Source organism: Flavobacterium sp. AK-301 (assembly GCF_058310215.1).
Genome location: NZ_JBZEES010000001.1, coordinates 561439 through 573995, shown reverse-complemented (window position 1 = coordinate 573995; position 12557 = coordinate 561439). Strand labels below are relative to the sequence as shown.

The 12557-nt window shown below is 34.6% G+C and carries 12 protein-coding genes; 4 read left to right on the top strand and 8 right to left on the bottom strand.

The genetic code is table 11. From position 1 onward, the window contains the following. Positions 1–14 precede the first annotated feature (14 nt). From AC4FQX_RS02640 to AC4FQX_RS02625, 4 genes are all read left to right on the top strand, one after another. Positions 15–887, top strand: coding sequence for a rhomboid family intramembrane serine protease (locus AC4FQX_RS02640; protein ID WP_491166112.1), 873 nt, complete (start codon positions 15–17; stop codon positions 885–887). A 19-nt stretch (positions 888–906) separates the two neighbouring features. Next, positions 907–1950, top strand: a complete 1044-nt coding sequence (locus tag AC4FQX_RS02635) for an endonuclease/exonuclease/phosphatase family protein (RefSeq protein ID WP_491166111.1) — start codon at positions 907–909, stop codon at positions 1948–1950. Positions 1951–1970: 20 nt separating this feature from the next. Further along, positions 1971–2552 carry a hypothetical protein gene (locus tag AC4FQX_RS02630; protein WP_491166110.1) on the top strand — a complete coding sequence of 194 codons (582 nt, stop codon included), beginning with the start codon at positions 1971–1973 and terminating at the stop codon, positions 2550–2552. 94 nt (positions 2553–2646) lie between these two features. Further along, entirely contained in the window at positions 2647–3249 is a 603-nt protein-coding gene (locus tag AC4FQX_RS02625) for a transposase (RefSeq protein ID WP_491166109.1), read from the top strand. A 278-nt stretch (positions 3250–3527) separates the two neighbouring features. On the opposite strand, the gene AC4FQX_RS02620 is transcribed toward AC4FQX_RS02625, so the two are convergent. The 8 genes from AC4FQX_RS02620 to scpA form a co-directional block, all read right to left on the bottom strand. Beyond that, positions 3528–4142: a WbqC family protein gene (locus tag AC4FQX_RS02620; protein ID WP_491166108.1), complete on the bottom strand. Its 615-nt coding sequence runs from the start codon at positions 4140–4142 to the stop codon at positions 3528–3530. Positions 4143–4404: 262 nt separating this feature from the next. Next, positions 4405–5946, bottom strand: coding sequence for a signal peptidase I (gene lepB, locus AC4FQX_RS02615; RefSeq protein ID WP_491166107.1), 1542 nt, complete (start codon positions 5944–5946; stop codon positions 4405–4407). Positions 5947–6011: 65 nt separating this feature from the next. Continuing rightward, the gene (dapB, locus tag AC4FQX_RS02610) at positions 6012–6713 is read right to left on the bottom strand and encodes a 4-hydroxy-tetrahydrodipicolinate reductase (protein WP_491166106.1); all 702 of its coding nucleotides are present in this window, start codon (positions 6711–6713) and stop codon (positions 6012–6014) included. Positions 6714–6768: 55 nt separating this feature from the next. Next, a complete protein-coding gene (locus AC4FQX_RS02605) occupies positions 6769–7332 on the bottom strand; it encodes a DUF5683 domain-containing protein (protein ID WP_491166105.1) in 564 nt (187 codons plus the stop codon). Beyond that, the gene (locus tag AC4FQX_RS02600) at positions 7332–8231 is read right to left on the bottom strand and encodes a ParB/RepB/Spo0J family partition protein (RefSeq protein ID WP_491166104.1); all 900 of its coding nucleotides are present in this window, start codon (positions 8229–8231) and stop codon (positions 7332–7334) included. The genes AC4FQX_RS02605 and AC4FQX_RS02600 overlap by 1 nt, the downstream gene beginning before the upstream one ends. A gap of 6 nt (positions 8232–8237) precedes the next feature. After that, a complete protein-coding gene (locus tag AC4FQX_RS02595; protein ID WP_491166103.1) occupies positions 8238–9008 on the bottom strand; it encodes a ParA family protein in 771 nt (256 codons plus the stop codon). Positions 9009–9337: 329 nt separating this feature from the next. After that, positions 9338–10219, bottom strand: coding sequence for an SDR family oxidoreductase (locus AC4FQX_RS02590; RefSeq protein WP_491166102.1), 882 nt, complete (start codon positions 10217–10219; stop codon positions 9338–9340). 192 nt (positions 10220–10411) lie between these two features. After that, a complete protein-coding gene (scpA, locus tag AC4FQX_RS02585; protein WP_491166101.1) occupies positions 10412–12541 on the bottom strand; it encodes a methylmalonyl-CoA mutase in 2130 nt (709 codons plus the stop codon). Between the last annotated feature and the right edge of the window lie 16 nt (positions 12542–12557).

Genomic DNA, 12557 nt, shown 5'->3' with positions numbered 1-12557 from the left:
TTAAAAGAAAAGGTATGAGTATACTGGATGATCTGAAGTTACAATATAAACTGGGAGGAATAGAACAAAAGATAATATTCTGGAATATAGGAGTATATATTGTCTCTTTAGTTTTCTTCTATAATTTTACACAAGGTGTTTTTAATTATCCTTCCTGGATAACATTATCATCCGATCCGGTTAATCTGCTATATAAACCCTGGACGATCGTTACCTATGCTTTTTTCCATGCTGGGTTTTTACACATTCTGTTTAACTTGATGGTGCTGAATTTTGTAAGCAGAATGTTCCTGACCTTTTTTACGCAGAAACAATATTTAGGTTTATATCTGTTGGGAGCTGTTTTTGCCGGAGTAGTGTTTATTGTCAGCTATCTGGTGATTCCATCATTAGCCAGTCGTGATGTAACCATGGTAGGTGCTTCGGGAGCGATTATGGCTATTATGGTTGCAGCTGCTACTTATGCCCCTTATATGGAAGTAAGGTTGTTATTGATTGGTAGAGTGAAATTGTGGCATATTGCACTGGTTATCATTATATTGGACTTGATACAGGCTCCTCTTGGAAATACTGGTGGACACATTGCCCATTTAGGTGGTGCTTTTTTTGGGTTCATCTATATAAAACAGTTACAGAGAGGTGTAGATATGACCAAATGGATTACCCGTTTTATAGACTGGATACCAACTCTTTTTAAACCAAAGAAAAAAACACCGTTTAAAAAAGTTTATAAAACGCAGACAACAACAAATTCGGTAAAAAATACGTTAACAAAAGATAAATCTCAGCAACAAATAGATGAGATCTTAGATAAGATCAGTCAGTCCGGTTATGATAGTCTGACAAAAGAAGAGAAAGAGTTTTTATTTAAAGTTGGAAAAAACTAATTAATGCCTACAAGATAAAATGAAAAATCTTTCATGGTTCAATAAAGTAATGTTCTTTTTCAATATAGTATTAACTATATTGACCTTTGTTGCTTATATTTTACCTTTTCTGGCACCAAGATTATTTCCTATTTTATCAGTGTTTACGTTAATGATGCCTTTAATGTTGATATTGAATGTATTCTATTTTATATACTGGATTATACAGTTCAAAAAGCAAATGTTACTGCCCGGTCTGGTATTGCTTTTAGGAATTACCTTTATTAATAAATTCTATAAATTTTCTAAAGAAGAAGTACCGGAGACAAAGCAGGATTTTACGCTGATGAGTTATAATGTGCGTCTGTTCAATCTGTATAAATGGTTGCCGGATACAGATATTCCTGAAAAAATATCCGGTTTTGTAAAAGAGCAGAATCCGGATATTCTGTGTATACAGGAATACTCTCCTCTGGATAAATTGGATTTTGAACAGTACAAACACCATTTCATTCAGTTGCGAGGAGGTAAAAATAAATACGGACAAGCTATTTTCTCTAAATTTAAAATTATAAATAAAGGAGAGATTGAATTTCCTAATTCCGGTAATAATGTCATTTTTGCTGATATTAAAAAAGGAAAAGATACTTTACGAATTTACAGTATGCACATGCAGTCGATAAAGATAAGTCCGGATATTCACGAAGACAAACTGGATCAGATCGATCAGAAAAAATCAAAGATCATTTTTAAACGTATCAGTTCTGCTTTTAAGCAACAGCAAAAACAGACGGACATATTCAAGGATCATAAAAAAGACTGCCATTATGCCCAGATCATTTGTGGTGATATGAATAACAGTGCGTTCTCCTTTGTGTACAGCAATATTCGGGGCAACTTAAAAGACTGTTTTGAAGAAGCAGGTAGTGGCTTTGGAAAAACATATAACTTCAGATATTATCCTGCAAGAATTGACTATGTTTTTGTAGATAAGAAAATGGAAGTAAAAAGCTTTAAAAATTATACCTCCTTTATTAATTCAGATCACTTTCCCTTAATGGTTCGATTGGCGATAGAGGAGTAAATCAACTTTATTTTAATTTTATGGAAATTAAAGATTATTTAATTATTGGATTAGGTTTATTAGGATGGGTTTGGGGAATAATTCAATTCCGTCTGAACAGAAAATATCAAAAATCTGACAAAGCACTTGAAAAAAGATTTGAGGTTTATTCAAATTTTTTGAATCAAATGGATGAAATGAGTTTAAGTATGAGAACTGATCCAAAAATGATTTATGGTATAACAAATGAATTTATGGCTGAAATAATAACAGGTGAAGAAGAAAGAATTAACAATGCGTTATTAAAATTCAATTCTGATTTATTAGAGACAACCAAAAAATCACTTCAACCAATTCTGATTATAAATCAAGAGATAAATAAATTAAAATTAGTTGCGAGTAAAAAAATGTTGCCAAAAATAAATGAATATAAATCTATAGTCAACGATTATACGGATGATTTTCAAACAGTTTTAAATAAGATGTCAACTTCTAATGATTTAGAAAACAACGCAAAAGAATTACAAAGTTTAGGACACGAAGAGCGTGGAAAACGAATGGGTGATTTATGGTCGGAAATTGAAAGTTTAATGCGTGACGAAATTGATTACTATAAAAAATAAAATCTATACAGAACAACAGTTAAATGATATTTAGATCATAAATTAAAACGTGATTTTATAATTAAAAACGAATCAGGAATAAATATTATAAAAAATGTCTGAAAAATATCAAAATAAATATCGCGTAGCATCAGCCCGATTGAAAAATTGGGATTATGGTGCAAATGGGATCTATTTTATAACCATTTGTACCCAAGACAGAGAACATTTTTTCGGTGAAATTATAGAGAGACAATTTATTGCATCTGAATTAGGCGTATTAGCAGAAAAATATTGGTTAGAAATACCCAATCATTTTCCGTTTGTAGAATTGGGGAATTTTGTGGTTATGCCTAATCACACGCACGGAATTTTGATAATTAATAAAAACGCAAATATTGGCGTCGATAATTCGGGGGTAGAGACGTTGCATTGCAACGTCTCTACCCCCGAAACGTCTGAAACGTCCGAAACAACCACCCCCGAAACCCCAAAAAACGAACAAATGGCAAAAATTTCACCTAAATCAGGTTCAATTTCAACCATAATTAGGTCGTATAAATCAGTTGTTTCAAAAAATGCCCATTTTATTCATGCTGATTTTGGTTGGCAGTCCCGATTTCACGATCATATTATTCGCAATTCACAAGAATTGGAAAGAATACAATATTATATAGAAAATAATCCTTTGAATTGGAAAGAAGATAAGTTTTTTTAGTATGAATTACGAAACAAAAAAACCAATATTGCGTTTCCCTGAGTTTAAAGAGCCCTAGGGATTGAAAATAATAGAGGATAAGATATAAAGAAAATAATTGAAAGATCGACTCTGTCAAAATTCTTTGCGAACTTTACGTTTAATTTTTACATGATTACAAACTATCAACTGTAAATTATCAATTCTTTTGAATACTGATTTACTGCGACTGAAAACTGTTTACTTCTAAATTTTTACACGATCACAAAAACTATTAACTATCAACTAATAACTATCAATTATAAATTCTGTTTCTTTAAATAATCCAGTGCATAACGTCCTTCGTTAAATAGCAGATCCAGAATACTCAGATTGTTCTGATAGCCATGTTTGTCGCCAAATACCTGCGTATAGTTTTCAAAAACAGCCGGATCTTTTTTACCATTTGCTAAATATCTAAAATCTTTAACGCCTTCTGCTTCACGGAAGTATTCAGTTGTTTTCTGATACGTAAAATCCATTCCGAGGCAGTCTGTAACAATTTCCAGTGTTTTAAAATTCAGATCAATAAGAAAGTCATATTTCTTCTCAAAAACAGGCATCAGATCATCTTCAAAATACTCAAAGAAAGGAGAGCTTCGGTAAGCCGCTTCCAGAGATTTAAAATGAATTTTCTGCCATCCAAAAGCGTCCTCAATACGGATATCTTTATACTTCTGATGCGGATCGTTTTTAGAATGTTTAATAGGGATATTTAATAACTGAATCCCATTAGGACTATAAATATACATCCTGTTTCTATTCGTTTGTTTCTGGAAGTTATCCTCCATTTCAAATGTAATAGTATCTGCCTGTGCCATAGCCACAAAATGACTTATTGAAGGAAAATAAGTAGGGTGTAATAAAATATTCATTTTTGGTTTTTGTTATTTTGATTTTTAGAGGGTTTGATTATTCGATTTTTGGATTATTCGATCGCTACAAAAAACAAGAATACTTGAAAATTTCAACTATTTAATGTTATATAATCAGTAGTAATTAGTTAATCCAACGATCTATTAATCTATAACATCAGTCAGAGACTGATTAATACTTTCGCAAAATCAGAGATTTTGCAAAGTCGGATCTCTTATATCGCTCGAATAATCCAAAAATCAAACCATTGAATAATCGAAATTAAGCTTTATTCTTCTTTTTTCTTTTTAGGAAATAATCTAATCCCACACCAAGAACAACCAAAATCAGAAAATATCTGAAATAAGATTGAGGCTGACCATCACCACTTACAGTAGTAAACATTCTGTCCCATCTGATTTTATTAAATCCTTTTTCATTAGCATCCAGACTTAACCAGATAAAAACCGGTTTACCTACAATGTGGTCGTTTGGAACATACCCCCAAGTACGGCTATCTTCAGAGTTATGACGGTTATCACCCATCATCCAGTAATAATCCTGTCTAAAAGTATAGCTGGTCGCCGGTTGTCCGTTAATTTTGATTTCATCTCCATTTACCTGCAGATCATTCTTTTCATATTCAGTAATGATCATTTTATAGAAAGGTAGAGAAGCAGTGTTTAAAGCAACTGTTTGTCCTTTTTTAGGTATATAGATGGGACCGTAGTTATCCACATTCCAGTTTTTAGTATATGGGAACATACTTGTATCTGCTTTACCAGAAATAATTCTTTCTACTTTTTTGATGTTAGGGTAGTTTCTAAGTCTCTGAGCCATTTCCTCGGTCATTGACTGAACGAAATACGTTGTATTATCGAATTGTCCTACATAATCCGTTACTTTTAATTCTTTCTGAAGATAATATACATTTAATGGTGTACCATCTGTTACAACAGTATAAGAAGTTTCCGGTTTTGCTCTGTCCGGTAAAATTAGTTTTTGTCCGTTGATATAAATATCACCCATTTTAATAGAAAGAGAATCTCCCGGAAGACCGACACATCTTTTTACATAGTTTGATTTCTTGTCAATAGGTTTTCTGATACCGATACTTTTAGTATCTCTAAAGAAACGTACAGTATCAACAGGCCAGTTAAAAACGACGATATCATTCCTCTTTATATTCTGAAATCCCGGAAAACGAAAGAAAGGCAGTTGTGGCTTTTTCAGATATGATTTTGTCTTGGCTACCGGAATAGTATCATGAACCATTGGTAACGCTACCGCTGTCATAGGCGTCCTTGCTCCATAGTGGAATTTACTAACGAACAGAAAGTCACCTACCAGTAAAGTCTTTTCAAGAGAAGAACTCGGAATAGTGAAAGGCTGCATGACATAGGTATGTACTATTGTTGCTACAACAATAGCAAAAAGTAAAGAACTTACCAAATCTGCCACCTGGCTTCTTGGTTTTAAACTACGATTTTTGATGTAAGTTACATCCTGTGTATAATTGATATAATAGATATACAGTCCGCAGGTAATTACTCCAAGAATAGTATCTAATGTTGAATTTTTACCAAAACTTCTTAAGGTTTCCACCCAGATAACCGGAAACATAATTAAATTGATTACCGGAATAAAAAGCAAAATAACCCACCATACCGGTCGGTTAATGATCTTCATCAGCACCATAGAATTATAGACCGGAATGATTGCTTCCCAAGACTTTCTGCCTGCTTTTACATATAATTTCCAGGTTCCTAAAAAATGAATAACCTGAATGATTAAAAAGAAAATAAGCCACTGTGTTGTTGTCATAAATAGTATATTGTTATATTGTATTAGTCTTTATAGATAAGAATTAGTTACTCTTTTTTCAGTAATTATTTCAAATTTAAAACATCTTTCATGGTAAAAATACCTTTTTTTCCAAAAAGCCATTCAGCGGCAATTACAGATCCCAGAGCAAAGCCTTCACGGCTATGTGCAGTATGTTTGATTTCGATAGTATCTACTTCCGAATCATAAAAAACGGTATGTGTACCCGGTACGTTTTCTATTCTTTGTGCATCAATGAAGATTTCGTTTTCTTTTGGCTGATCCAGCGTCCAGTCCGTATAATCCGAATTACTGATGATTCCTTGAGCCAGAGTAATTGCTGTGCCACTTGGAGCATCTAATTTCTGAGTATGGTGTACTTCCTCCATGTGAACATTATATTGCTCTAACTGTGCCATCATCTTTGCAAGATAATTATTCAGTTCAAAGAAGATATTAACTCCGAGACTAAAATTAGAGCCGTAGATAAAAGCACCGTTCTTTTCCTTACAAAGAGAAACCATAGTGGGATAGTCGTCTAGCCATCCAGTTGTTCCGGAAACAACAGGAATATCATTGTTTAAACATTCAGATATATTATTTACAGCTGCAGCCGGTGCACTGAAATCAATGGCAACATCTGCTTTTTCTAAACCGGTATAAGGGTCTGAAATAGATTTTCTTAATACAATTTCATGTCCACGTTCTAAAGCAATTTTTTCAATTACCTGTCCCATTTTTCCGTATCCTAAAAGAGCAATTTTCATTTTTATAATTTAATTTGAAAAAGAATAACAAAAAAGTTTAGTTGTATCTGATATTTTAGAAACTATAGTTTAATGTTATTGCTAAATTCTGTTTGTAATCGATTGGATTTTGATAGAGATCGGGTTTAAAAGAGAGATTCTCATCTACGTTGAACTGTAGTAGGTGAGCACTGACATTCGCATCAATAATGTTCAGAATGTACAGTCCTGCTGTTATAAGTATAGATAAATCTCTGTTTTTCTGATAGAACTTCTGAGCTCTGATGAGACGGTCATTGTCCAGATTCTGAAATTTATCATCGTTATTACCCGCTAAACGCCTTTTATAGGCGTCTCTGTAATCATGATATTGTCGGTTGTTTTCTGCATAAAAATAAATACCGGTTCCTAAAGCGGCATAGATAACAGGAACTTTCCAGTATTGTTTATTGTATACTTGCCCAAGACCGGGAACAATAGCAGAATAAAAAGCTGCTTTTGCCGGTTGTAACGGGTTTATTGTTCTGTTCTGTAAAATAGTATCTTTTACGATAAGAACAGTATCGTTGTTTTCTTGCGCGAAAAGAGAAATATTTCCGAGAAGGAAACTAAAAACGAATATGAAAAAAAGCTTATACACTAACCTTTAATTAGTTTTAGAATACGATTGTAATCTTCTTCGGAATGGAATGGAATCGTAATTTTTCCTTTTCCGTTATTCGCTACTTTCACGTCTACTTTAGTTCCAAAATAATTAGTAAATGTTTTTTGCTCCTCTGCATTGATCTCAAAACCAGTTCCTCCTGTTTTTTTGGCAGGAGTAGGTCTCAAGCTTTCCTGGTATTTTTTAACTAAAGCTTCTGTTTCTCTTACGGACAGATTCTGACCAACGATTTTTTGGTAAATATCAGTTTGAACATCCTGATCTTCGATATTAATAATAGCACGACCATGACCCATACTGATAAAACCGTCACGGATTCCGGTCTGAATGATTGGATCCAGTTTTAAAAGTCTTAAATAGTTAGCAATAGTAGAACGTTTTTTACCAACACGGTCACTCATTTGCTCCTGTGTCAGTTGAATTTCATCAATCAGTCTCTGGTATGATAAGGCAATCTCAATTGGATCCAGATCCTGTCTTTGAATGTTTTCGACCAGTGCCATTTCAAGAGATTCCTGGTCATTAGCAATTCTGATATAAGCAGGAATAGTGGTTAAACCTACTAATTTAGATGCTCTGAACCTTCTTTCTCCAGAAATTAACTGATAGGTATTGAAATTTAATTTTCTAACAGTAATCGGCTGTATAACACCCAGTTCTTTAATAGAAGAAGCTAATTCCTGAAGGGTTTCCTCATTAAAATTAGTTCTTGGCTGATATGGGTTTATATCAATAGCATCAATCTCAAGCTCAACAATATTGCCTACAACTTTATCTGCATTCTTATCATTAACCGACTGAATATCATTTTCAGGATCTTTTAATAAAGCGGATAATCCTCTCCCTAGAGCTTGCTTTTTTATTGCCTTTGCCATAAAAATCTATTTATTACTGTTTTTTTTAATTATTTCTTCTGCTAAATGGATGTAATTAACCGCTCCTTTGCTGGTTGCATCATAATTGATGATACTTTCTCCAAAACTAGGTGCTTCACTCAGCTTGATATTTCTCTGAATGACTGTTTCAAAGACCATATCATTAAAATGTTTCTGAACCTCTTCTACTACCTGATTGGAAAGACGCAGTCTGGAATCATACATCGTCAATAATAGACCTTCGATATCTAATGATGGATTGTGTATTTTTTGTACACTTTTGATTGTGTTTAACAGTTTCCCTAAACCTTCAAGAGCAAAATATTCACACTGAATCGGAATAACCACAGAATCTGCGGCTGTTAAAGCGTTTAGTGTAAGCAGACCAAGAGAAGGAGCGCAGTCGATCAGAATATAGTCATATTTGTCCTTAACACCTTCCAGAGCCTTTTTCAACATGTATTCTCTGTTCTCTTTATCTACTAATTCTATTTCGATCGCTACTAAGTCAATATGCGCCGGAATAAGATGCACATTAGGAGCACTACACTCAATAATGGCTTCTTCCGGGGTAGCACTATGTTCTAATACCTGATACGTTCCGATTTCTATGTTTTCAATATCAATGCCTAAACCTGAACTGGCGTTGGCCTGAGGATCAGCATCGATAAGTAACACTTTTTTCTCCAGCACACCTAATGAAGCGGCTAGGTTTATAGAAGTTGTTGTCTTACCAACACCACCTTTTTGATTGGCAATTGCAATGATTTTACCCATTATAGTTTATAAATTTTGAACGGTAAAAATACGATTTTTTATGAGTTTTAAAAATCTTAATTGTTAAGAATCTCTTATAAATAATAGAGTTTCGTTTAAAACCCCGTGACCAGTAAATTTTTAGCGGTTTTTAAATTGTATTTCTGAAATTTAGAATAATTAGATTCTGTATGTATTAAGGTTGTTTTTGCAAATTTATTTTATAAATAGTATTTTTTATTTGTAACGGTTCTTCGATTAGTTACAATATAACGAAAAAACATAATCTAAAGTCTAACTTCGGATCATGTTTTTTGGAAAAAATTATACTATTTAAATTATAATCTGAGTTATTTACTTTTTTTAGCCTTTATCATTGCTTCCAGCATATCCCACATATTTTCCGGGATAGCTTCCAGTAAATTGAACTGTCCGGCACCTTTTAGCCATTCACCACCATCAATAGTAATCACTTCTCCGTTTATGTAAGAAGAAAAATCAGATACTAAATAAGCAGCTAAATTTGCTAGTTCCTGATGATCGCCCACTCGATTCAGAGGTACTTTTTTAGCCATATCGAATTTCTCTGCCAGATCACCCGGTAGTAATCTGTCCCAGGCGCCTTTTGTAGGGAATGGTCCCGGAGCAATAGCGTTAGAGCGAATTCCGTATTTAGCCCATTCGACTGCTAAACTTCTGGTCATTGCCAGTACACCCGCTTTTGCAGTTGCAGAAGGAACCACATAAGCAGAACCAGTCCAGGCATAAGTAGTAACAATATTCAGTATAACAGATTGTGTTTGTTTTGTTTCGATCCAGTGTTTACCAAAAGCCAGTGTACAGTTTTTCGACCCTTTTAAAACGATATCGATCACGGTATCAAAAGCATTAGCAGATAATCGTTCTGTTGGAGAAATAAAGTTTCCGGCAGCATTATTAAGTAAAACATCTGCTTTACCAAAAGCGTCTATAGTTGCTTTCAGCATATTTTCAACCTCTTCATAATGACGTACATCACACTGAACCGGTAAAACTGTTCCACCTGTTTCTGCTTCTAATTCTTTAGCAGTATTTTTTAATTTTTCAATATCTCTTGAGGTAATTACCACCTTAGCACCTAATTCAAGGAAATATTTAGTCATTGCTTTTCCAAGACCGCTGCCACCACCGGTAACAACAATTACTTTCCCTTGTAAAGCATTATCCCGAAGCATTTTTTCTTTAAAGTTCATAATAAGTATAGTTTTATTTAATCGTTTATTTAAGGTTCAAAGTTAGTATAGGTACAAAAGGCTTAGGAGTTTTCTCGCAAAGAGGCAGAGATGCAAAGTTTTTCCAGAGACTGTATATTGAATACTTTACATCTTTCTTCTTGTTTCTTTCTTCTTCCCTCTAAAAATATCGTAAATCGTATATCAAAAATATTATTCTGGATTATCCATTAAAATTTCCAGAATTTTAATGGCAGCTTCACTGATCTTGGTTCCGGGACCGAAAACGGCAACCGCTCCGGCATCAAACAGGAATTGATAATCCTGAGCAGGAATAACCCCGCCTACAATGACCATAATATCCTCACGACCATATTTTTTTAGTTCTTCAATTACCTGAGGCACCAGTGTTTTATGTCCTGCTGCTAAAGAAGATATTCCGAGAATATGGACATCATTTTCAACCGCTTGTTTTGCCGCTTCTGCTGGGGTTTGGAATAAAGGACCTATATCTACATCAAATCCCACATCAGCATAACCCGTAGAAACGACTTTCGCACCTCTGTCATGACCATCCTGACCCATTTTCGCAACCATAATACGAGGACGACGTCCTTCCTGTTTAGCAAACTGATCTGCTAATTGTTTTGCTTTTTCAAAGCTTTCATCATTTTTGATCTCTTTACTATACACGCCACTAAAAGATTTAATTTGTGCTTTATATCTTCCAAACGCCACTTCCATAGCATCGCTTATTTCCCCTAAAGTAGCCCTATATCTTGCCGCTTCAATGGCTAAAGCTAATAAATTTCCTTCACCGGATTTAGCTGATGTTGTTAAATTTGCTAGTGCTTCCTGTACTTTTACAGTATCTCTGGAAGCTTTGATCTTTTCTAACCGTTCTAATTGTTGTTTTCGTACCATTTGGTTGTCAACATCCAGAATATGCAGAGGATCTTCTTTTTCTAATCGGAATTGGTTTACACCCACAATAACATCCTGACTGCTGTCAATACGAGCCTGTTTTCTTGCAGCGGCCTCCTCGATTCGAAGTTTGGGAATTCCTGCTTCAATTGCTTTTGTCATTCCTCCGAGTTCTTCTACTTCTTCAATTAAAGCCCAAGCTTTTTCAGCGATCTGGTCTGTTAAACTTTCTATATAATAACTGCCTGCCCAAGGATCGACCGTTTTGGTTATTTTTGTTTCTTCCTGTAAAAAGAGTTGTGTGTTTCTTGCAATACGGGCAGAGAAATCAGTAGGTAAGGCAATTGCTTCATCCAGAGCATTTGTATGTAAAGATTGTGTTCCTCCAAAAGCTGCCGCTGCTGCTTCAATGCAAGTACGAGCGACATTATTAAAAGGGTCTTGTTCTGTTAAACTCCATCCGCTAGTCTGACAATGGGTACGCAAAGCCAGTGATTTATCATCTTTAGGATTAAATTGTTTTAATAGTTTAGCCCATAACATCCTTCCGGCACGCATTTTAGCAATTTCCATAAAATGATTCATTCCTATTGCCCAGAAAAAAGAAAGGCGTGGAGCAAACTCATCAATTGCCATTCCCGCAGCGAGTCCTGTTCGGATATATTCTAAACCGTCTGCCAACGTATAAGCAAGCTCTATATCGGCTGTTGCACCTGCTTCCTGCATGTGGTAACCGGAAATACTGATAGAATTAAACTTTGGCATTTTTCTACTTGTAAAGTCAAAAATATCAGCAATGATCTTCATAGAAGGAGCAGGAGGGTAGATATACGTATTTCGAACCATGAATTCTTTCAGAATATCATTCTGAATCGTACCGGATAGTAATTCCGTCGGAACACCCTGTTCCTCTGCTGCTACAATATAAAATGCCATGATCGGTAATACCGCTCCGTTCATTGTCATTGAAACTGACATTTCATTTAAAGGGATTTGATCGAATAATACTTTCATATCCTCAACCGTATCAATTGCAACACCTGCTTTACCCACATCACCGACAACACGTTCATGGTCACTGTCATAACCTCTATGTGTAGGTAGGTCAAAAGCAATGGATAAACCTTTTTGACCAGCAGCTAAATTACGTCTGTAAAAAGCATTACTTTCTTCAGCAGTTGAGAAGCCTGCATATTGGCGTACCGTCCAGGGACGACGAACATACATAGTAGAATAAGGACCACGTAAATTAGGTGCAAAACCGGCACCAAATCCCAAGTGTTTCAGATCAGTTATATCTTTTTCAGAATAGGTTGATTTTAATTCAATTCCTTCTGCCGTTAAAAAGTTAGCATCTGATGATGGTAAAGTATCCGTTTCAGAGGGTTGTAACTGTATATGTTGAAGCTTTTTTCTCATTGCACAATTTATAGTC

What these genes read in the sequence shown, in the direction of transcription:
- AC4FQX_RS02640 (WP_491166112.1), top strand. Translation starts at nt 15, where the DNA reads ATGAGTATACTGGATGATCTGAAGTTACAATATAAACTGGGAGGAATA.
- AC4FQX_RS02635 (WP_491166111.1), top strand. Translation starts at nt 907, where the DNA reads ATGAAAAATCTTTCATGGTTCAATAAAGTAATGTTCTTTTTCAATATA.
- AC4FQX_RS02630 (WP_491166110.1), top strand. Translation starts at nt 1,971, where the DNA reads ATGGAAATTAAAGATTATTTAATTATTGGATTAGGTTTATTAGGATGG.
- AC4FQX_RS02625 (WP_491166109.1), top strand. Translation starts at nt 2,647, where the DNA reads ATGTCTGAAAAATATCAAAATAAATATCGCGTAGCATCAGCCCGATTG.
- AC4FQX_RS02620 (WP_491166108.1), bottom strand. Translation starts at nt 4,142, where the DNA reads ATGAATATTTTATTACACCCTACTTATTTTCCTTCAATAAGTCATTTT.
- lepB (WP_491166107.1), bottom strand. Translation starts at nt 5,946, where the DNA reads ATGACAACAACACAGTGGCTTATTTTCTTTTTAATCATTCAGGTTATT.
- dapB (WP_491166106.1), bottom strand. Translation starts at nt 6,713, where the DNA reads ATGAAAATTGCTCTTTTAGGATACGGAAAAATGGGACAGGTAATTGAA.
- AC4FQX_RS02600 (WP_491166104.1), bottom strand. Translation starts at nt 8,231, where the DNA reads ATGGCAAAGGCAATAAAAAAGCAAGCTCTAGGGAGAGGATTATCCGCT.
- AC4FQX_RS02595 (WP_491166103.1), bottom strand. Translation starts at nt 9,008, where the DNA reads ATGGGTAAAATCATTGCAATTGCCAATCAAAAAGGTGGTGTTGGTAAG.
- AC4FQX_RS02590 (WP_491166102.1), bottom strand. Translation starts at nt 10,219, where the DNA reads ATGAACTTTAAAGAAAAAATGCTTCGGGATAATGCTTTACAAGGGAAA.
- scpA (WP_491166101.1), bottom strand. Translation starts at nt 12,541, where the DNA reads ATGAGAAAAAAGCTTCAACATATACAGTTACAACCCTCTGAAACGGAT.